This is a genomic window from Mesorhizobium sp. USDA 4132 (genome assembly GCF_056279545.1).
This window is the reverse complement of sequence record NZ_JBWCCP010000002.1, coordinates 720,667-741,456: the sequence shown is the minus strand read 5'-3', so window position 1 is coordinate 741,456 and position 20,790 is coordinate 720,667. Positions and strand designations below refer to the sequence as shown.

Annotated in this window: 19 protein-coding genes; 11 read left to right on the top strand and 8 right to left on the bottom strand. The window is 61.5% G+C overall.

Annotation, left to right across the window (positions count from 1 at the left end; genetic code table 11):
- The 3 genes from ACZ9IU_RS26185 to ACZ9IU_RS26175 all read right to left on the bottom strand — a co-directional run bounded on the left by ACZ9IU_RS26185 (window position 1) and on the right by ACZ9IU_RS26175 (window position 1,917).
- Window positions 1–246: a DUF6894 family protein gene (locus tag ACZ9IU_RS26185; RefSeq protein ID WP_051900521.1), complete on the bottom strand. Its 246-nt coding sequence runs from the start codon at window positions 244–246 to the stop codon at window positions 1–3.
- Window positions 247–319: 73 nt separating this feature from the next.
- Entirely contained in the window at window positions 320–1,036 is a 717-nt protein-coding gene (locus tag ACZ9IU_RS26180; protein ID WP_157885315.1) for a Crp/Fnr family transcriptional regulator, read from the bottom strand.
- Between the two features lie 527 nt (window positions 1,037–1,563).
- On the bottom strand, window positions 1,564–1,917 hold the full coding sequence (locus tag ACZ9IU_RS26175) for a hypothetical protein (RefSeq protein WP_157885316.1): 354 nt from the start codon (window positions 1,915–1,917) through the stop codon (window positions 1,564–1,566).
- Window positions 1,918–2,113: 196 nt separating this feature from the next.
- Between ACZ9IU_RS26175 and ACZ9IU_RS26170 the strand changes: the two genes are divergently transcribed.
- Window positions 2,114–2,419, top strand: coding sequence for a hypothetical protein (locus ACZ9IU_RS26170; RefSeq protein WP_040125076.1), 306 nt, complete (start codon window positions 2,114–2,116; stop codon window positions 2,417–2,419).
- 24 nt (window positions 2,420–2,443) lie between these two features.
- On the opposite strand, the gene ACZ9IU_RS26165 is transcribed toward ACZ9IU_RS26170, so the two are convergent.
- The gene (locus ACZ9IU_RS26165) at window positions 2,444–3,352 is read right to left on the bottom strand and encodes a LysR family transcriptional regulator (RefSeq protein WP_040125078.1); all 909 of its coding nucleotides are present in this window, start codon (window positions 3,350–3,352) and stop codon (window positions 2,444–2,446) included.
- A gap of 232 nt (window positions 3,353–3,584) precedes the next feature.
- Here ACZ9IU_RS26165 and ACZ9IU_RS26160 point away from each other — a divergent pair, with 232 nt between their 5' ends.
- The 10 genes from ACZ9IU_RS26160 to ACZ9IU_RS26115 all read left to right on the top strand — a co-directional run bounded on the left by ACZ9IU_RS26160 (window position 3,585) and on the right by ACZ9IU_RS26115 (window position 15,349).
- Window positions 3,585–5,648: a hydantoinase/oxoprolinase family protein gene (locus ACZ9IU_RS26160; RefSeq protein WP_051900523.1), complete on the top strand. Its 2,064-nt coding sequence runs from the start codon at window positions 3,585–3,587 to the stop codon at window positions 5,646–5,648.
- A gap of 4 nt (window positions 5,649–5,652) precedes the next feature.
- Entirely contained in the window at window positions 5,653–7,362 is a 1,710-nt protein-coding gene (locus ACZ9IU_RS26155; RefSeq protein ID WP_051900524.1) for a hydantoinase B/oxoprolinase family protein, read from the top strand.
- Window positions 7,363–7,372: 10 nt separating this feature from the next.
- On the top strand, window positions 7,373–8,479 hold the full coding sequence (locus ACZ9IU_RS26150; protein WP_498957810.1) for a M24 family metallopeptidase: 1,107 nt from the start codon (window positions 7,373–7,375) through the stop codon (window positions 8,477–8,479).
- Between the two features lie 4 nt (window positions 8,480–8,483).
- Window positions 8,484–9,539 (top strand): aminopeptidase P family N-terminal domain-containing protein, encoded by a 1,056-nt coding sequence (locus ACZ9IU_RS26145; protein ID WP_040125083.1) that lies wholly within the window; start codon window positions 8,484–8,486, stop codon window positions 9,537–9,539.
- Between the two features lie 528 nt (window positions 9,540–10,067).
- Window positions 10,068–10,823 carry a hypothetical protein gene (locus tag ACZ9IU_RS26140; RefSeq protein ID WP_498957809.1) on the top strand — a complete coding sequence of 252 codons (756 nt, stop codon included), beginning with the start codon at window positions 10,068–10,070 and terminating at the stop codon, window positions 10,821–10,823.
- Between the two features lie 64 nt (window positions 10,824–10,887).
- The gene (locus tag ACZ9IU_RS26135; RefSeq protein ID WP_040125088.1) at window positions 10,888–11,871 is read left to right on the top strand and encodes an ABC transporter substrate-binding protein; all 984 of its coding nucleotides are present in this window, start codon (window positions 10,888–10,890) and stop codon (window positions 11,869–11,871) included.
- Between the two features lie 63 nt (window positions 11,872–11,934).
- Window positions 11,935–12,729, top strand: a complete 795-nt coding sequence (locus tag ACZ9IU_RS26130; protein ID WP_040125090.1) for an ABC transporter ATP-binding protein — start codon at window positions 11,935–11,937, stop codon at window positions 12,727–12,729.
- On the top strand, window positions 12,726–13,541 hold the full coding sequence (locus ACZ9IU_RS26125; protein ID WP_040125092.1) for an ABC transporter permease: 816 nt from the start codon (window positions 12,726–12,728) through the stop codon (window positions 13,539–13,541). The genes ACZ9IU_RS26130 and ACZ9IU_RS26125 overlap by 4 nt, the downstream gene beginning before the upstream one ends.
- Complete coding sequence (locus tag ACZ9IU_RS26120; protein WP_040125094.1) at window positions 13,538–14,317, top strand: ABC transporter permease; 780 nt, start codon at window positions 13,538–13,540, stop codon at window positions 14,315–14,317. The genes ACZ9IU_RS26125 and ACZ9IU_RS26120 overlap by 4 nt, the downstream gene beginning before the upstream one ends.
- 21 nt (window positions 14,318–14,338) lie before the next feature.
- Entirely contained in the window at window positions 14,339–15,349 is a 1,011-nt protein-coding gene (locus tag ACZ9IU_RS26115; RefSeq protein ID WP_040125096.1) for an amidohydrolase family protein, read from the top strand.
- An 11-nt stretch (window positions 15,350–15,360) separates the two neighbouring features.
- On the opposite strand, the gene ACZ9IU_RS26110 is transcribed toward ACZ9IU_RS26115, so the two are convergent.
- The 4 genes from ACZ9IU_RS26110 to ACZ9IU_RS26095 all read right to left on the bottom strand — a co-directional run bounded on the left by ACZ9IU_RS26110 (window position 15,361) and on the right by ACZ9IU_RS26095 (window position 20,784).
- Complete coding sequence (locus ACZ9IU_RS26110) at window positions 15,361–16,599, bottom strand: D-arabinono-1,4-lactone oxidase (RefSeq protein WP_040125098.1); 1,239 nt, start codon at window positions 16,597–16,599, stop codon at window positions 15,361–15,363.
- A 7-nt stretch (window positions 16,600–16,606) separates the two neighbouring features.
- Window positions 16,607–17,374 (bottom strand): SDR family NAD(P)-dependent oxidoreductase, encoded by a 768-nt coding sequence (locus ACZ9IU_RS26105; RefSeq protein ID WP_040125100.1) that lies wholly within the window; start codon window positions 17,372–17,374, stop codon window positions 16,607–16,609.
- A gap of 198 nt (window positions 17,375–17,572) precedes the next feature.
- On the bottom strand, window positions 17,573–18,934 hold the full coding sequence (locus tag ACZ9IU_RS26100; protein ID WP_040125103.1) for a sigma-54-dependent transcriptional regulator: 1,362 nt from the start codon (window positions 18,932–18,934) through the stop codon (window positions 17,573–17,575).
- A complete protein-coding gene (locus ACZ9IU_RS26095; protein ID WP_040125105.1) occupies window positions 18,931–20,784 on the bottom strand; it encodes a sensor histidine kinase in 1,854 nt (617 codons plus the stop codon). Before ACZ9IU_RS26095 ends, ACZ9IU_RS26100 begins: the two co-directional genes overlap by 4 nt.
- Between the last annotated feature and the right edge of the window lie 6 nt (window positions 20,785–20,790).

Below are 20,790 nucleotides of genomic sequence, written 5' to 3'. Positions count from 1 at the left end.
TCAACGTTTGAGCTGACCTTCGATCACCTCGTGGAAAGAGATGATCAATCGTAGCGCGTCTGCTTCGTCACGCACTTCCATGTGCTCGTTCAGTATCATCAATCCGCCTTTGATCTTGGCTGCCACCAGTTCGCGGACTGCCTTGACTGCATTGGCCCGAGCGTCATCGAGGCTGGTAAATTCGTCCCCTTCCTGATCCAGGACGGTCTGGCCACTCTGGCTGATATGGAAGAAGTAGCGTGTCATGCCGGTCCGTTCGGTGGCTGCTTTGTCGTCTCGTGCTGGAACTCGCCTGAAATCGGTCTGACGCGGTTACGCGTCAGAAAAGGTCTCTCATCAAACGTCGATATTCCTCCTCCGGTCTCCCGTAGGCGTCATGCGCAAACTCTTCGAGAGCCGGTCGGTTGCGGATCGTGATAATGCCTCTCTCGGACTTGATGAACCCGTTGCCTTCCAGCAAATGCAGAGAGGTCGTCACGCTTGGCCGCCGGACCGCCAGCATCAGCGAGATAAAATCATGGGTGAGGTTGATCTCGTTGCCGGGAACCCGATCGTGACACATCAGCAGCCAGCGCGCCAATCTTTCGGTGACTTCGTGAATGGCGTTCGATACCGCCGTGTACGCCAGCTGGATCGAAAATGCCTCGCCTGAGCGCAGCATCACCTTGGAAAGACTTCTATTCCGGTCCATCCAGCCTCGGAACACATCATAGTCCATCCTGTACGCTTCCGCGTCCAGCTGGATGCCGACGTCGTGCGCGTTGATTTCCACGCCCGCGACGGCCGAGGTCGGAACGTAACCATCGAACCCGAACAGGCCTGCTTCGGCACGGTGACCTTCAGGCGTCGTCGCGACGATCGAACCTATCCCGGCTGTGAGAAAATAGACATATTCGATGGGCTTTCCCATTACGCCCAGTGGGGTGCCTCTCGGAAGAACGACATGGACCAGGTCCGGCGCGATCAACTCGTAGTCGGCTGACGGAAGCAATGCCAGAAGCTTGTTCGGCATGGTTGCCTGAAGAGGAGTTGTCACGATGCGCTTCCGCTTCCCATCCGCCGGGGCAAGAGCACATGGTAACCCTCAGTCGTTCGCGCCCTGTTCAGCTAGCGGACGATGGGTCGAAGTTACTCCTTTGATGCGTGCCGGGCAAGCTCGCTACGTTGACGTACCGAGAGCCCGAAATGCGGCCCTTGGAAGAGCGGGATGCCATATCGGCAGCACATCCCTTTGTCCGCTACCGTACGGGAACGACATGTCCGACGATCGGATTATTCTGCGCAGGAGGGAGCTGCGAATGACTATTATCCCGAACCTGCCGAACCGGAACATGCAGGAAGACGGAAGTCCTCGGATCAATGACCTTGCCCCGGATGTCCGCCGCATGGCGCGCCGATTTCTTCACTCGAAGAAGGGGGCAGGAGATCTTGCCAAACGGGTCATCTTGCGAGCGAAATGCGAGCTTCCTTCAGGGCAGGACCGAGACGTTCTTAGGCTTCAGGTGTTCAGGATAATGTGTGAAATATTCATCGCCGACGTTGCAGCGTCGCGAGGCCGGAAACTTAATGTCTGACGCCGCTGTCGTATTGCTGAAGCAGTTCCTCGACAATCTCTTTGATATGCTTTGGCTCGGGACCGAGCACATAAGAGCCTTTACACTCCGGTCCCTGCTGCTCCGTCACGACAAAAAGAAAAGGAACCGAAGCAGCTTCAAGCTGCTCCGATATCCGGAACATCAGATCGGCGTCTTCGGTGGCATCGATCAGCACGCCATGGGCGGCATGCACAAGCCGCATTTCGAAAGCGGGCGGCAGCACGGGTCCCTGCAACTCAATTCCTGCTCGTTCCCAGGCATCGCGAGTGTCGGAAGAAACAAGGTTCTTGTTGCCGATGACGATCATTGTGTACTGGCTCACCTGTTATCCCGCTTTACGTGTCGCCCCGTGCAACCCCGTTCTACCGCCGCAAACTGTGGGGAGGACAGGAAGTTCGCTGCACAGGCCCACAATTTTCGCAGCTCCGCAATTCCGTCCTTGGTTCTGCAAAGTTTGAGTTGACGGCTTTCGATGGCGAGGCGACAGTTGCAACTGACAGCAAGGCAGGAGAAGAAGGATGGACGAAACGGACCGTTGGCGCCACATGGCAAGCGCACCGAAGGACGGTAGTCGGATCCTGGTTACGATCCGCCCCTCCGAACAGGGGCCGGCAGAAGTTGACCTCGCCTATTGGTCGAATGGCGATCAGTTCGGTGGAGAAGGCTGGCGCGCTTCTGATTCCTCGCCCGGGCACATCATCGAATATGCCGAGCCGGAATTGAAGTGTTGGATGCCGATGCCCTCGGCCAACCTCAACCGGTTTTCAATGCCCTCGCCTTGGGAAGGCACCGACGGACAGCAGTTCGACGGGTCGGGGATTTAGAGGTTTGCGGCAAAACACGTCCCGTTAACCGGGCGCCTGGTGTCTTGAGCGAAGGAAATCCATCAAGTCACTGGCAGGCTTGGACAAAGGGCGGCGGATTGAAGCGATCTGTCGTACATCGAAGCCCAATTCATCTCCGGCCAGATCGACCTTGACCAGCTCGCCGCGCTCGAGATCAGCCGCTACGCTTCGTTCCAGCGAACAGGCAATGCCGACACCGGCAACAACGAACTCGCGCAGGAACTGGTACTCGGTCGCCTGCGCCGCGACCTTCACGTGGCTGATACCAGCGTTCGCCAGGAGCTTCGAGACGCCGCGTCCAAACAGCGAAGAGGGCGGAGGGCCTACGAAGTCATAACGTGCCACGTCCTGCGGCTTGACGCGCTTACGGTGGGCAAGGGGGTGGTTTGGCGCGGCGATGAGAACCAGTTTCTCCCGGCCGATGGTTTCAGCCCGGACGCCGCGAAGGTCTTCATTGCCCAGAAAGCAGCCGACGTCGGCCACGCCATCGCGAACCTCGGAAAAAACATCCTCCTGTTTGCCGATCCTCAGAACGAGCTGGATATCCGGCCGCGCGATAGCAAAGTCCGTCAGATCTTTTCGCAGAACAAAATTGGCGAGGCTTCGCTGGCAAGATAGAATCACCTGCTGACCGGTCTCGCCTCGGATTTTCACGACATCCGCGCGCATGTCGTCGGCCTCGGCCAGGAATTCGCGCGCATGTTGCAGCACGCTTTGGCCGATCTCGGTCAGCAGCGGCTTGCGGCCCCGGCGCCGCACGAAAATCTGCCCGCCGATTTCCTTCTCGATCGCCATGATATGCGCGCTGACCGATGGCTGTGCGATACCGAAACGGTCGGCGGCAGCCGCGAAGCTCCCCTCCTCGACCACTGCAACCAGGACTTCCATGCGTCGGAGCGTGATATTGAACATGGTGATAACCTATAGCCTATAGGCTATCAAACCTAAAGCCCCCAAACCCGTTGCTAGTTACCGTTCGAATGGATCAAATGCTGTTCGAGGATGAGGAATGACATGAACAATCTCACTGGGAGCCTGGCGCTTTAACGTCAGCCGGAGTGTTCCTGCCACCGCTGCCGAGGTCTCGGCCCAATCCGCAAAGATTAAAGCATTCCGCATGGGTTCCATGCGGACAGGAGGACGCATGAATATTGTCGGAATTGATATTGGCGGCACGTTTACCGATCTCGTCGGTTATGTCGACGGCAAGATCGTAACGTCGAAGACCTCGACCGTGCCTGCCGATCCGACCCAGGGCATCGCCCGCAGCCTCGAGCTTGCGAACTGCGATCCCGACCAGCTTAACGAGATTCTTCACGGCTCGACGATCGCCATCAACACGGTGCTGGAGCGCAAGGGCGCCCGTACCGCGCTGATCACTACGAGCGGTTTCCGCGATGTCTATGCGATCGGCCGCTCGAACCGCATCCAGGCTTTCAACCTGTTTTTCAAGCGTCCGCAGCCTCTGGTGCCGCGCAGCCTGACCTTCGAAATTCCGGAACGTATCCTTGCTTCCGGCGAGGTTCAGGACCCGCTGGACGAGAAGGCGGTCGCCGCCGTCATCGCCGAGATCGAGGCCGCCGGTGTTGAATCCGTTGCCATCTGCCTGCTGCATTCCTGGGCCAATCCGGACCACGAGCGTCGCGTCGGTGACATGCTGCGCAAGGCGCTGCCGAATATCTTCGTGACTCTCTCGCACGAAATCCTGCGCGAATATCGCGAATACGAGCGGTCCTCGACCACTGCGCTCAACGCCTTTGTCGGCCCCCGCGTCGAAGGTTACCTGAAGCGTCTCGAAACCTATCTCCGCTCCGGCGCCTTCGACGGAAAGATCCATATCATGCGATCGAACGGCGGCGTGATGTCGATCGGCCAGGCGCAGGAACAGCCCGTATCGATGATGGAATCCGGCCCGGTTGCCGGCATGATCGGCGCCGGACGTCTGGCCAAGCTGCTCGGCCTCAAGCGCTGTATCGGTTTCGACATGGGCGGCACGACCGCAAAGTCGAGCCTGATCACCGATGGAGCGCCTGCTATCGAAACCGGTTACGTGATCGGCGAAGAGGCTGACGGCCAGCCGATGCAGTTGCCAGTTGTCAACATTGTCGAAGTCGGTGCCGGCGGCGGTTCGATCGCCTGGGTCGACAATGCGGGCGGTCTGCACGTCGGTCCCCAGAGCGTCGGCGCCGATCCTGGCCCTGCCTGTTATGGCAAGGGAGCCGACTTGCCGGTCGTCACCGACGCCGACCTGATCCTCGGCCGCATCAATCCGCAGCGGTTCCTGAACGGCGGCATGCCGCTCGACAAGGCGGCTTCCGAACAGGCAATGCTGAACAAGGTCGGCAACACGCTGAAGCTCAATCCGGTCGAGGCAGCGCTCGGCGTGGCGAAGATCGCCGATAGCTCCATGTCGCTGTCGGTGCGCGCCGTCTCGATCAACAAGGGTATCGACCCGCGCGATACGGCAATGATCGCCTTCGGTGGCGCCGGCCCCCTGCATGCGATCGCCATCGCCCGCGAGATCTACATTCCGCTGGTGATCATCCCGAAACTGCCCGGCACCTTCTCGGCGCTCGGCATGCTGATGGCCTCTTGGCGCCAGGATTTCGTGCAGACTTTCATCGGCCGCGTCGGCGAACTTTCCGAGGCCGGCGTCGAAAAGGTCTATGCCGAACTCGTCGCCAGCGGCCGTGAGCAGATGAAGCGCGACGGCATCGTCGAAAACGAGGCGGATCACCGCTTCTTCGCCGATCTGCGTTATGTCGGCCAGGAACATGCGATCTCGATCCCGATCGAGAATACCGGCATGCTGTCTGGCGATACCAGTGAGGTCCGCCGCCGTTTCGATACCGAGCACGACCGCCGCTACAGCCAGTCGGCGCCGACCGAAGCACTCGAAATCGTCAGCCTGCGCCTGGTCCTGACCGCCGCCCGCACCGACAACGTTGCCGAGGAATGGCTGTCCCGTCCATGGGAGCCGGAAGCGGAAGCCGAAGTCGGCAGCCGCGACGTGGTGTTCGACGATCCGGCAAAGCCGCTGAAGACGGCGATCTATTGGCGCCCGGCGTTGCCGGCTGGCTTCAAGCTTACCGGACCTGCCGTCATCGAAGAACCGAATTCCACCATCCTGATCCATCCCGGCGACGAAGTGGTTGTCCACGAGGCAGGCCATCTGCTGGTGACGCTCGCCAGGCAGAGCGAGGAATAAGAACATGACCCCGACCAAGAACGATCCGATCACCGTTGAAGTCGTCCGCAATGCGATCGTCGCCTATGCCGACGAGATGGCCGAGGCGCTCTGCAAATCCGCCTACAACATGATGATCTACGAAGTTCGCGACTATTGCTGCGGCCTGATCGACACGACCGGCCGGATGATTTCCCAGAACCGCGGCGGCCTGCCGATCTTCCTCGCCGACCTCGGCATCGCCGTCGAGGACGGGATCAAGAAATACGGGCTGAAGGGTTTCGAAGAGGGCGACGTCCTCGTCATGAACCATGGCCATATCTGCGGCCAGCACCTGAACAATGTCGTCGTCTACGCGCCCTGCTTCCATGACGGTGAACTGATCGGCTTTGCGGCCAACCGCGCTCACTGGGTGGATATCGGCGGCGGCCGCCAGGGTTTCGGCTCCAACGCGACCACCGACATCTACTCCGAAGGCCTGCAGATGCGGTCCCTGAAGATCTACAAGGCCGGCGAGCTCAACGACACGCTCTACCAGATCATCCAGGACAATATCCGCTATCCGGATGCCAGCCTCGGCGACCTGCGTGCCCAGGTCGCGTCCTGCCAGATCGGCGCCAAGCGTTATGCCGAACTGGTCGCCCGTTATGGCCGCGGCGTCGTGGAAAGCTGCGTCGAGACCATCTGGGACCAGACCGACAAAGCCGCCCGGCAGGTGATCGAACGCATTCCGGACGGCACCTATTCGGCTGAAAGCTTCCTCGACAACGATGGCCGCGATCTCGCGACGCCGCTCAGGATCGCCGTCAAGGTGATCGTGTCCGGCTCGACCATCACCGTCGATTTCCATGGCATGCACCCGCAGGTGAACGGCCCCCTGAATTCCGGCCGTTCGGGCGGCATTGCAGCGGCCCGCGTCGCCTTTAAGGCGCTCACCTCGCCTGAGCTCGACGTCAACGAAGGCTGCTTCCGCGCCCTCAACGTCGACCTGCCGGACGGCACGATTCTCTCGGCCCGTCCGCCGGCAGCACTCGGCCAGTGGAGCATCGCGCTGCCGACGGTCATCGACACGATCCTCAAGGCGCTGGCGCCGGCCGTGCCGGAACTGATCCCGGCCGCCCACAAGGGCGACATGGGCGGCTGTTCCTTCTTCGGCTTCTACGACGACGGTTCGCGCTTCCTGCTGATGAACATTTTTGGCGGTGGCTGGGGCGGTCGCCCGCATGAGGACGGCGAATCCGCGGCCGTCTCGGTCTGCCAGGGCGACGTGCGCAACACGCCGGTCGAGTTGCAGGAGATCAAGTATCCGTTCATCGTTGAACGACATGCGCTGCGTCCGGACTCCGGTGGCGCCGGCGAGCATCGCGGCGGCCTCGGCATCGAGCTCACCTATCGCTGCCTGCGCGCCTGCCGCGGCAATATCAATTTCGACCGCACCGTCACCCCACCCTGGGGTCTGCATGGCGGCCATACCGGCGAGGTCAGCGTGGCGATCATCGATCGCGCCGACGGCACACAGCTGCGGGTCAACAAGGCGACCGATGTTCACTTCACACCGGGTGATCGCATCACCTTCCTCACCGCCGGCGGTGGCGGTTACGGCGATCCGGCCAAGCGTTCACGCACCGATCTGGAAGACGATATCGCCAATGGTCTGGTCTCCAGAGAAGCGGCAGTCCGCGACTACGGCTATGCCGAACCGCAGATGCCGCGGCGTCTCGCAGTGAACGGTTGAGGACATGGCGATGATCGGCGAAATCCGCAAGAAACGGTTGATCGAGGCGATGCTGGAGGCGGGGCTCGACGGCCTCGTGCTCTACGGCAATGCCTGGCAGAACGACTACCTGCGTTATGCCGCCGATTTCGGCATTCTCGAAGGCGAGGGCCTGGCGGTCGTCACCCGTGACGGTGACGTGACCCTTTATCTCGATGACGAACTGGAAGGCGAACGCGCCGCGGTCGAATGCCCCGAGGTCAAGACCGTCGTTGCGGACGACCTGATCGGCACGGTGTCCGGCGTCATCGGTCGACTCGGCAATAGCCGCATCGCCGCCGGCCCGAAGCGGCATCTGCCCTACGGGCTTGCCGCCCAGCGCGGCGACCTGCGCTTCGAAGACGCGACGGCTCTGGTCGATCGCCTGCTGATGGTGAAATCTGCTGATGAGCTGAATGCCGTGCGCAGCGCTGCACGGCTGGCGGATGAAGGCTACACCGTGTTCCGCAATGCCGCCGCCGTCGGCAAGAAGGACTATGAGCTGATTGCCGAGATCGAGTCCTTCTTCCGCAATGAAGGCGTCGATGACAATTTCATGATCATCGGCGTCGGCGGTCCGGAAGTACGCGGCATGGCGCCGCCGCTCGGCAAGATCCTGAAGCCCGGCGACCTGGTGACGACCGAGCTTACCCCTTGTGTCAACGGCTATTACGTCCAGATCTGCCGCACGCTGGTCATCGGTGAGCCGAATGAGGCGCAGCGCAAGGTGTTTGGCATCTATAACGACGCGTTGGAGGCCGGCCTTGCGGTGGTCAGGCCCGGCGTGACCGCGGCCGATATCGCCCGGGCAGAGAACGACATTTTTCGCGCCCATGATTTGGGCGAATACGTGACCAGCGAATATACCCGCGTGCGCGGCCACGGGCTTGGCCTTTTCCCGGATACCAAGCCGCATATCCTCGAAGATGTGAACACGGTGATCGAGGAAGGCATGTCGATGATCGTGCATCCGAACACATATAATCCCGAGATCGGTTATTTCGTGCACGGCGACTCGCTGATCGTCCGTGCCGACGGTCCGGAAATCCTGACGAAGACGCCGCGCGAGCTCTCTTCTCGGTCGGCGCCCGGAGGGTAGCGGCATGAGACACGGTCTGATCCTGTGGCGCGAGGAAGAACTCTCCCTCGCCGATGTAAAAGCCCGGCAGATGCGCCTGCAGCAGGCGATCGCCGCTGCCGGTCTCGACGGTGTGCTGATCTATACCAACCATGTGCGTTCGGCCGGTGTCACCTATGTTTCCGGCTTCACGCCCTACTGGTCGGATGGCCTTGTCCTGGTGCTGCGCGACGGCCTGCCGATCTTCCTGACCGCCCTGTCGAAGCGCGTCGGCGAGTGGGTCAAATCCGTGGCCCCGACTTTCGAAGTCGCTCACTCGCCGTTCCCGGGCAAGCTCGCCGGGGAACGGCTCGCAAAGGTCGGTGCCAAGCGCCTCGGTGTGGTCGAACTCGACCGCATGCCCGGCGGCGTGGTCGATGAAATTCTCTCCGTCCTGCCCGTCGAACTCTCCGATGCGGCGGAGCTCTTCACGGCGGTTCGCGGCCAGGCGGATCGCGCCGAGCTCGATCTCGTGCGCCGCACGGACGAAATCGCCCGCGAGGCGTTCAAGGCGGGGGATATCAAGGGCAGATATGCCGGCGATTTCACCGGCCCGGTCGAGCGAGCCGTGCGGCTTGCCGGTGCCGAGGAATGTTACGTCGCCGTCGCGCCCGATCTTTCCAAGGATCGCCGTTTCATCCGCACCGGCAGGCAAGAACTCGGCCGCACCTTTGCGGTGCGCCTGTCGATCGCCTATAACGGCGTCTGGGTTCGCCGGATCGAAACATTCTCCGCCGTTTCCGAAATCGCCGCGCGCCTTGCCTCCGTGAGCGCCGAGCTGGACAGGGTGTCTCCCGCCTTTCCGGCCAATGGCTCGATTTCGGCTTTCTGTCTGCCGGATGGCGCCGAGCTGATCGACTGGCATCTCGAAGCGCCGCACGGCACCCGGCCGCTGAAGGTCGTGGCGGATGCGCAAACGCCGCTTGCCGCGCCGGTCCCCTACGGCATCCTAACGACGGCCTTCACCCTCGATGGCGAGACGATCGTCGCGTCGCGTCCAGTCGGGCTTGGCAATAGTTCAATGCGGGAGGCGGCTGAATGAACGCACGCGACCTCGTTTCCCTTCTCCTGACGATCGATGGCGGAGATCAGAAACTCCGCGATCCCGTCAACCTCCATACCGTCGACGCGCTGGCATGCCTGGCGGCCGGTGCCGGTGCGACCGAAGGTTCTTCACTCCTCGCCTTCTATCGCGAGACCGGTGCCGGCGACGCAGTCTCCTCTGCTGCGGGCGCGTCGGCGGTTATCCGTTTTACCGAATGGGACGCGATCCACGTGCCTTCCTGTGCGACGCCCGGTGCCATGGCGGTGCCGGCTGGGCTGATCTTCGCGCAGGACCATGAGACCTATGCGAAGGCCGTTGCCGCTGGCCATGCCGTCGGTTTGGCGCTGTCGGAGGCCGTCGGCGGCGTTTCGGCCTTGCCGGAAACCTGGCCGGGCCTGTTCGCAGCGCCGGCCCGTCGCGGCTGTGAGCGCGGCGATTGCGCTTGGTCTTTCGGACGAACAGGTTGCCCAGGCGTTGGTGCTGTCCATGGCCGGCAGTTCGGGACGCAGCGGTCGCCCTTCCGGCATGCCGTCGGCCCGCTGGCTGGTGATCGGCGAAGCCACATTGAAGGGTATCCGGGCAGCGCTTGCCGCGAAGGCCGGCATCAAGGGCGATCTCGAACTGCTGTCTCCAAGCTGGATGAAAGGACAAGCGGCGGCAGCGGTTGCCCTGGAGCCTAACCATGTCGATCCGCTGGCGATCACAGGGGTCGGGATGAAGCCCTTCGTCTCCGCCCGCCAGGGCGTCAATGCGATCCAGGCTTTCCGTTATCTGCTGGAGAAGGGTGTCGACCCCAATACCGTCGACAGTATCGAAGTTTTTCTGCCACCGGTCGCGGCTCCGGTCGTCAGCCGGCCGCTTGTTGCCGAAGATCGTTTGTCGACCATCGCTCATCTCGGCCTGCAGCTCGGCATTGCCGCTTTCGAGCCCGCACGGATGATGGATGTCGACCGCACTCGTCCCTTCAATGCGGAAGTCATGGCTTTTGCCAAGCGCGTGACGATCGCGGCCGACGACACGCTCGCCGGCAAAGGTTGGCCAGCGCGGGTTGTCGTCTCGGCAAAGGGACAGACACACGAGGCCGTCTGGCCGCAGACTACCCGTGAGGACGCTCAGGTGATGCTCGACCGCAAGATCGACAGCCTTCCCGCGACCACGGTGGGGCAATTGCAGCGGCTCCAAGCCACGCTTGCCGAAGCCGGCGCGGCTGCCGTTCAGGAGGCCCGCAGCCTCCTGCTGAAGTTTACGGACGCCTCTTTCCCGAGGAGCGAAGCGACCTGAAGGGACACTGGAATTAACGAAAAGCAGATGCCGCAGGGAGTGTCGGCGTCACAAGGAGGAGAGAATGTTGAAATTTCTGAAAACCATGGCGACAGCGGCGGCATTTGCCGCGCTGTCCTTTCAGGCGGCGAGCGCCCAGGCGATCGAGAAGAAGGACATTACGATCGGCCTGCCGCTCAATACCTCGACCCTGTTGCCGATCTATGTTGCCGATGCACAGGGCTTCTTCAAGGAAGAGGGTATCAACGTCAAGATCGTCGCCTTCAAGGGCGGCACGGACCTGGTGCGCGGCATGGTCGCCGGCGCCGTGGATATCGGCGTTGGCGCGTTCTCGGAAGCGCTTGTCGGGGTCGAAACCGGCCAGGGCGTGAAGATCTTCTACGGCGGCTTCAACATGGCCGTCTTCGACTGGTATTCAGTGCCGTCGATCAAGACGCTCGAAGACGCCAAGGGCAAGCGTTTCGGTATCTCGACCTTCGGTTCCTCGACCGACTTCCTGACCCGTTATGCGCTGAAGACCAAGGGCATCGATCCGAAGAGCGAAGTGCAGATCGTCCAGGGCGGCGGCTCCGTGCCGCGTCTCGCTGCGATGGAAGCCGGCCAGCTCGAAGTCAACATCTTCGCGACGCCGGAAAAGTTCATGGCGGCCGATCGTGGCTTCAACCTGATCCTGCAACAGAAGTCGATTGCGCCGGATTTCCCGTTCCACTGCTTCTATGCGCGTGAGGATTTCATCAAGAACGATCCGAATGCCATCAAGGCCGTATTGCGCGGCTTTGCCAAGGCTGTCCGGTGGTCCAAGGCCCACAAGGAAGAATCGGTCAAGCTCCTGGCCTCCAAGCTCGGTCTCGAGGAAACCTACCTCAACCGCGGTTATGACGACTTCATCGACGAGATCTTCGAAGACGGCCGTCTGGCGAGCGATGCGGGTATGAAGGCCTTCTGGGATGTCGGCATCATGAACGGCACCTATAAGCAGCCCATGCCGGTCGACAAGTATTGGATCGGCACGTTCCACGATACCTACAACGAGTGGAAGCCGAAGTGAGCCTTCCATCTGCATGACAATATAACGAGAGCGGGCGGAGGCCCGCTCCAGGAGGAGAAAGCAGTGGCGCAGATTGAAATCCGCGATCTCGGAATCGACTATCGCAAACCAAAGAGCAATGAGGTGTTCTCTGCCGTCGACGGTGTCGCCTTGTCGGTCGAAAAGGGCGAGTTCGTCACCATCGTCGGCTCCAGCGGTTGCGGCAAGAGCACACTGCTGATGGCAGTCGCGGGGCTCGTCGGCCTGACGCGTGGTTCGATTGAGATCGACGGCAAGCCGGTTGATGGTCCGGGGCCTGACCGCGCGGTGGTGTTTCAGGAAGCCTCTCTTCTTCCCTGGCGTTCGGTGCGTGGCAACGTCAAGTTCGGGCTCGAAATGCAGCGCTGGAGCGGCGGCGACCTCAACGAGCGGGCCATGCAGATGATCCGCCTCGTCGGCCTCGGCCGCTTCTCCGACTATCATCCCCACCAGCTTTCCGGTGGCATGCGCCAGCGTGTCAACATCGCCCGCGCGCTTGCCGTCGATCCCGAAGTGCTGCTCATGGACGAGCCGTTCGGGGCGCTCGACGCCCAGACCCGCGAGATCATGGGCACCGAGCTTTTGCGCATCTGGGAGCGCGCCAAGAAAACGGCTTTGTTCGTCACCCACGATATCGACGAAGCAATCTTCCTTGCCGACAAGATCGTCGTCATGGGCCGCAATCCGGGTCATATCAAGGAAGTGATCAAGGTCGACCTGCCGCGCCCGCGCAACGAGGCAATCCTCGACAGCGAGGACTTCCACGAATTGCGCAAGCGGCTGCGCGCCCATCTGGCGGAAGACATGTCCAGCATGCAGCTGGTGCAGGAGGTCGCATGAGATCGGCAGAAATAACCGCTGGACCGGCGGAAACCCGACAGCTTTCCCTCTCCTTCCTGTGTCCGTCCCGCTCGGCGATCATCGGGACGCTTGCCGTCCTTGCATTTCTTGTCCTGTGGCAGATCGCCCCGACCATGGGCTGGGTGAATGGCCGTTTCACCAGCCGCCCGACTGAGGTTTTCTTCGCGGCGATCGATATCTTCCGGAATGACAATTTCCTCTATCACGCCCGCATCAGCCTGACAGAGTTCGTCGCCGGTTTCGCGCTGGCGATCGTGGTGTCCATTCCGCTCGGCGTGCTGCTCGGCACCTCGAAGATCGCCCGCTACCTGATCGATCCGCCGCTGATGGCGCTTTATATCGCCCCGACGCTGGTGCTGCTGCCGATCATGGTGATCTGGCTCGGCATCGATATGGCCCCGAAGATCGCCGTCGTTTTCCTCGGCGCGGTTTTCCCGATCGTCCTTAACACCATGGCCGGCATGAGCGAAGCCGATCCGCGGTTCATCCGGATGGCGCGTTCGTTCGGTGCGACCAGGTTCGACATCTTCACCCGCGTCCTGGTGCCGGGTTCGCTGCCGGCGCTGTTGACGGGTCTCAGGCTCGCCGTCGGTCGTGCCGTGCTCGGCGTCATCGTCGGCGAACTCTTCGTGTCGCAGGCCGGCATTGGCTACCAGCTCAATCTCTACGGTTCCGCCATGCGTATCGACCGCCTGCTCGTCTATGCATTGATCGTCAGCGCCTTCGGCTACACGCTGACCGTCATCGTCCGCTCCGTGGAGAACAAGGTCCGCGACTGGAGGTCGAAATGATCGCCGAACTTTTCTATCGCCGTCAGGCGCTCGTGCTCGGCACCCTCTCGATGATCGGCATCGTGGTTTTCTGGCAGATCGCCGTCGACACCGGCTTCATCAATCCGTTCTTCATCTCGACGCCGAGCCAAGTTGCCGTGGAATTCATGGCTCAGTTCGAAGATGGTTCGGTCGCCACCAATGTGGCGGCGACGCTTTATTGCTTCGCTTGGTCGCTCGGTCTTGCCGCCGTGGTCGGTATTGTCCTCGGCATGCTGGCCGGCTGGTTTGCGGATGTGGAATCGGCGCTCGAACCGTTCATCTGGTTCAAATATTCGGCGCCGACCGTCGCCTTCTATCCGCTTTTCGTCGCCTGGCTCGGATACGGCCGGCCGACGATCATCGCGATCGCCTTCCTTTTCGCGCTGACGCCGATCTATGCCAACACCCTGTCCGGCATCAAGAATACCGATCGCGACCTTGCCCGCGCGGCCCGTTCCTTCGGGGCGAAGCCGCTCGACATTTTCCTGCGTGTTGCATTGCCGGGATCCGTGCCGGTAATGATGGCCGGCCTTCGCCTCGGCGTCGGCCGGGCGCTGACCGGTGTCGTGGTCGCCGAACTCTTCGGCGCCAATGCCGGCCTTGGCTACGCCATCACCTATTACGGCCAGCTGATGCAGACGACCAAGATGATGGTGTCGATCGTCATCGTCGTCGTGCTCGGTGTGCTGCTGACGCAGATCCTGTCGTTCCTGGAAAGCAGGACCGATTCCTGGCGCGTCGATAGCAACCGTTGAAGAACATCCAAGGATAGTCTCATGAAAATCATCGATTCCCATTTCCACTGGTGGCCGCGGTCGATTTTCGAACCGCTTCTGAAGCGCGAAGGTTTTCCAAGGGCCGTCGTCAATGCGCGCGGCGGCTATACCTATCACGGCGCCAATGGGCGCCGCGGCACGGTGGCGAGCTGGAAGGAATGGTTCGATCTCGACGAGCAGCTCGCATATATGGACAGTCTCGGCCATGACATTTCGGTGGTCTGCTCGATCGGCCCGCTGTCGATCTACTTTTCGGAACTGCCGGTCGAGGAAGGCCGCGACGCGGCGCTGGCCTGGAACGAGGAAATGGCCTGGGCGCAGCGGCGTTATCCCGGCCGCGTCTGGGCCTCTGCGGCGATTCCGCTGGTCGATACGCGAGTTGCGATCGAAGTGCTCGACGATGCGGTCAACCGGCTTGGTCTGATGGGGGTCAACCTGCCCGGCAGCGTCGGCAAGGAGGGCATGATCGACGATGTCCGGCTGGAACCCTTCTACCAGCGGGTCGCGGAACTTGGCCTGCCGATGTTCCTGCATCCGACCGATGCGGTTTTCGCCGACGTGATGCAGGGCTATAATGATGCCCTGCACCTGAGCCTCGGCCGCGTGGTCGAAGTGAGCGCGGCAGCGTCGCGGCTCATCCTTTCCGGCATGATGGAGCGTCACCCGGGCCTCAAGATCGTCATGTCGCATACGGGCGGCGCGCTGCCATACCAATCCGGCCGCATGGACAAAAATTCAAAGACCGCCGGCCTGACCAAGCCGGTCAGCCATTACCTGCACCAGATGTTCACCGATACGGTTTCGCCGCATTCCGCCGGCCAGAAGTTCGCGATCGACTATTTCGGCGCCGACAACGTCATGTACGGTACGGACTATCCCTGCTGGGATCCGGCCGTCTGCCTGAAACTTCTCGATGAGATCGAGATGAGTGCCGCCACGAAGCAAAAGGTCTTCCACGATAACGCAGTGCGCATTCTCGGCCTCAAACCGTCCAAGGCTGCCGCTGCCTAGGCGCTTGATCCTTATCCAAACAACATCTTCAAGTGGTCGTTCAGGAACCGGCCTTTCGGATCCAAATCCCGTCGGAGCGCTCGAAATTCCTTGGCGCGGGGGTAAAGCCTTGTGACGTCGTCGGTGTCGAGGAAATGCATCTTTCCCCAATGCGGCCGAGAATTGTACCTGCCAAGAATTTGGTCGACGTCCCTCAGGAAGGGCCAGTAATCGATACCCGGACCACCCGACACCGACAGGGTGATACTGTCCTGGTGATGAAAGGGGCTCATCCAGGCCGGATCGCCCGCGGTAAACCGGTATTCGATCGGATAGATGCAGTTGGTGTGCTTGTTGAGCATCAGATCCCGGACAGCCCTCACCGCGGCCTTGCCGTGCTCGAGCGGAACCGCGTATTCCAGTTCGACGAAATTCGGCACGTATTCGATGGGATAAACTTCCGAACTATAGGCAATTTTCTCGAATTCGCTTTCCATCGGTGCTGCGTCGGTCATGTCCATGACCTTCATCTCGCAGACATCGGCCAGCTTGTTCGTGCTCGACACCGCAGACGTGTCGGCAAGGCAATAGAGATGGCGGCTTTCCGGCGTCGGGCACCAGAAGAAACCGAAATGGCGATGCCTGGAAGCCAGCTCATCGTGGCGTTCCATACAGGTCTCGAAATCGTCCCGCCAGAGACGTTCGTGCAGATTATAGGTGTCCATGACGTTGAGCGTCAGCGAAGAGATAACGCCGAGTGTACCAACCGAAACCTGGGCCGCATGCAGCCTGTCCCTGTCGCGACCGTCGATATCGAGGATGTCTCCGGTGGCGGTGACGATACGCATGCCGGCAATCGACGAGGCCAGGTTTCCGAGCTTGATCCCCGTACCGTGGGTTCCGGTCGTAAACGCGCCGGCGACAGCCTGGCTGTCGATGTCGCCCTGGTTGACCAGCGAAAGACCGTGCTCCTTCAGCGTCCCGCCGATTTCGTTGATGCGCGTGCCGCCGGCGACGGTGATCTGCTTTCGCTCGCGGTCGATATTCTGCACGCCGCGCAGGTTTGCGAGCGACAGCAGCAGGCCATTGGTGCCGACGACGGGCGTGAAGGAATGCCCCGAGCCCGAAACACGCACCGCCAGGTCACGCCTGTCGGCTTCGTGGACAAGCTCTGCCACTTCGGCTTCCGTTTCCGGCGATGCCTTGAATTGCGAAACGCAGTATTGATTGCCGACCCAGTTACGCCACAGGCCGCCTTTTTCCAGAGCCATTTTCCCCTCACATCGCTGTAAAACAGTTGTCGACAAACAGATGGGTGCCGCTGACAAAGCTGGCATCGTCGCTTGCAAGGTAGAGAGCCGCCTTGGCCACCTCGTCCGGCCGGCACATCCTGCCCTGCTGGGCCGCAATCGCCGCATCCGAGACGTCCACCCCGTAACGGGTCAGTTCCTTGACCTCCTTCTGACCATGCGGCGTCTGGATGAAGCCGGGGCAGACGGCGTTGCAGCGGATGTTGCGGTCGCGAAACTCGACCGCGATCGCCCGGGCAAACATGTGACACGCGCCCTTGGTCGTATCGTAGAGAACTTCCATCGGTGTGGCGGCGACCGCCGAGATCGACGACGTGCAGACGATGGACCCGCCGCCAGCCTTGATCATGTGCGGCAGGACGGCACGCGTCATCAGGAACATGCTGCGGACATTGATGGCCATCAGCCGATCCCAGTCCTCCACCGAGGTTTCGAGGAACGGCCGGACGATGATCGTTCCGGCATGATTGAACAACACGGTGATCGGTCCGAGTTCGCCGGAAATCGCGTCTACCGCCTGTTTCACCTGCAATTCGTCGGAAACGTCGGCGGGTGCAAACGCAACCTTCATACCCTGTTCACGCAGGCGAGCGGCGACGGCCGCCCCCTTGCTATGCGGGAGATCAACGATCCCGACCGCAGCACCTTCCCGGGCAAAAAGCTCGCTCGCGGCAAGCCCGCATCCGCCCGCGCCGCCACTGATGAGCGCGACCTTACCGTCCAGACGACCAGCCATTCATCCTCCACCATCGTTGATGACCGCCGATCAGTAGCTGAGTAGGGCTCTTTCGCGCCTCTTGTTCTCCGGCTGATGAAGGATGGCCATGCTTCTGCTTGATGGCAGCAAGTTGGCCTATTTTTGTGCCGCGGTCTATCGCTGACGTGGCCCCGTGCGTACCGCGCGAACCGATAGAGCCTGCCTGCGGCTTGAACCCTATCGGGCCGGCTTGACACCCTGGTCGAAGGAGGCGCGCTCTATCCCGTGCCGTTGGAGCTTGTCGTAGAAGGTCTTTCGCGGAATTCCGAGCGCCTCGATCGTACGGCGGACATCGCCTCCGTTGCTGGCCAGCGTCTCCCGGAGGATTTCCGCTTCATGCTGATTGAGGCGTTGGGGCAATGTGAGGGTGCCCACATCAGGTGACACCGCCACCCTGTCGTCGTCACCTGCAAGCCCGAGGACGAAACGCTCCGCGAAGTGAGACAGTTCGCGGACGTTGCCGGGCCAATGATGGGTTTCGAGGTGATGGCGGGTAGAAGATGACAGCGCGGGCGTTTGGCGGTTGAACCGCTTGGCGGCCCGTTCGCAGAAGAATCCGAACAGGAGGAGGATGTCGTCGCGCCGTTCACGCAGCGGCGGGATGGAGATGGTGACGACGTTGAGCCGGTAATAGAGGTCTTCACGGAATGCGCCGCGTTGCGAGGGATCGCCGAGATCAACCTTGGCGGCGGCCACGACCCTCAGATCGATCGGCCGTGTCTCATTGGTGCCGAGAGGTGCCACTTCACGCGCTTCCAGGACGCGCAGCATGTGGATCTGCGTGGCGGGCGGCATGCTTTCGATCTCGTCGAGGAAAAGCGTGCCGCCGCTCGAATATTCGATCCTGCCGATCCGCTTCTTTTGCGCTCCGGTAAAAGCGCCGGGCTCGTGGCCGAACAATTCGCTTTCGATGATGGTTTCGGGAAGCGCGCCGCAATTGAGCGCGACAAAACTGCCCTTCGACCGCCGGCTCCATCGATGGATCAGATTGGCAACGACTTCCTTGCCGCTGCCCGTCTCTCCGGTCACCAGAACGTCGACGTCGGTATCGGCAATCTGGCGAAGCGTTCTGCGCAGCCGCTCCATGGCGACGGTCTGGCCGATGAGCGGCAGGTCGTCGCGTGCCTGTTCGGCCACATCGCGGAGTGTCCTGTTCTCCAGAATCAGCCGCCGTTTTTCTGCAGCCCGGCGAATGGCCTGCACCAGACGGTCCGCGGGGAAAGGTTTGGTGATGAAGTCGTAAGCGCCATCCTGCATCGCCTTGACGGCCATCGGTATGTCGCCATGGCCGGTCATCAGGATGACGGGAAGGTCCGGATCGAGCTTGCGGACGCGGTCGAAGAGCTGCAGCCCGTCGATCTCGGGCATGCGGATGTCGGAAACGATGACGCCCGCGAAACTATCGTCGATCCGGACGAGCGCGTCGGAAGCCTTCGAAAATCGAGAGACCGTAAAGCCCGCAAGCTCGATCGTCTGGGCGGTAGCCTTGAGAAGATCGGCATCGTCGTCAACTAGAATGACGGGCGTTGGATTGCTCATGATACCGCCTTGCGTAGATAGACAATGAAAGTCGTGCCGGTTTCGCCGCTTTCGACCTCGATGCGACCGCCGTAGTCGGCGACGATATCCTTCGAAATGACCAGACCAAGTCCAAGACCCTTTTCCTTGGACGTGTTGAATGGTGAAAAGAGCGAGCTTCTGATTGCCGGATCAATGCCGGGGCCATTGTCCGAGACGCGGATCACAACCTCGTCCGACAGCGTCTCCACGGAGACATTGACGCTTGCATCGGTCCGGCCTTCCAGCGCTTCCAAGGCATTCTGGAAAAGATTGATCAGTACCTGTTCGAGCCGGATGCGATTGCCGGTGACGGCAAGGCCAGGCGGCGGCAGATCGATCGCGAGTATGTCGAGCCGTCCGGCGAAGCGGCTCCGCAAAAGAACGACCGCGCCTTCGATGGCACTCCGCAGATCGACGGCTTCGGGCGGCGTTCGTCCCTTGCGTCCGAAGGCCTTGAGCTCCTCGGTGATCATGCCGATCCGCTCCGTCAGCGCTGCGATCTCGCCGAGATTTTCCTCCGCCGAGGCTTTCCGATTCCGCTGCAGGAAGATACGGGCATTGTCCGCATAGGCGCGGATTGTCGCGACCGGCTGGTTGATCTCATGGGCGACCCCGGCCGCAACCTGGCCAAGGATCGCCAGGCGGTTTGCCTGCACGAGCTCCTGCTGCACCACCTGTAGTTTTGACTCAGTACTGCGGTGATCGGCAATCTCCTCCTGCAGGAGGTCCCGGGCGCGGCTCAGATCGACGGTTCGTTCCGTGACACGACGTTCGAGCTCTTCGCGCAGGGTTTTCTCCGCGGCGATGCGAATGGTGATCATCTGCCGCCGCCTCAGAAGGAATGCGATCAGCGCCAGAATCGGAACGAGCACGGCAAGTGCAAGCAGCCGCGCTTCGCGTACCGCAGCCGCGACCGACGGCTCGGTCGGCACCAGATATTCAAGGCGCCAGGATGTCGAGGCGACCGGCGTCAGAAGGCGAAGATATTCGCCCTCGCTTGTTCCCGGCAAAACCGCCGAAACGATCGATGCGTCGTCGGAGAGAGGTTGCTGCCGCACGATCGGCAGAGGCGTCAAAGGGGCGTCGCCGAATTGCAGGCTCTGGCGGATGGCGCCGAGCCGCTCTGCCGGCAATGGCGCAGCCGTCGTGAAGCGCCAGGAGGGAATGCTGGTGATCAAAACGACACCATTGGCGTCGGTGACATAGACGGGACGGTTTGCATCCCGCCAATCGCTTTCAAGCTGGTCGAATTCCATCTTCACCACAACGACACCGAGCGCGCCGGCCTGGTTTTCGGCGCGCCGCGAGATATAGAGTCCGGGGCGCTTGCTGACGCTACCCAAGGCGAAGTGCTCTGCCGTTCCGTTCTCCATCGCCCGTTGAAAATATTCGCGGAACGAATAGTCGTTGCCGACGAAGCTCAAGGGTTCGCGCCAGTTGCTGGACGCCACCGCGATACCATCCCTGCCTGTGACGTAGAGAACGGAGGCGTGGGTGCCGGCCACGAGCCCTTCCAGTTTTCGGTCCAGGGCATCGACCGCTTCTGCGTCTCTCGATGCGAGCGCGCCGACCACCTGTTGGTCCTCGGCCAGAAGCAGAGGAAGCGCGCGCGGTCTTTCGAGCACCGCACGCAACAGCGCAACCTTCAGATTTGCATCGGCGTGGCCCTGTGCAATGAGCGCTGCGACTGCGGAACTGCGGCCGTAGTGACCGGCCGCATAAAGAGCGGATATCAGGAGCGCGGTGGCTGCCAGGCCAAAGACGGGCCAGGTTGACCGTGCGAACGGGGGAACCTTGACCGATTTCTCTCGATGACGCTGCTCAAGCATCGGTGA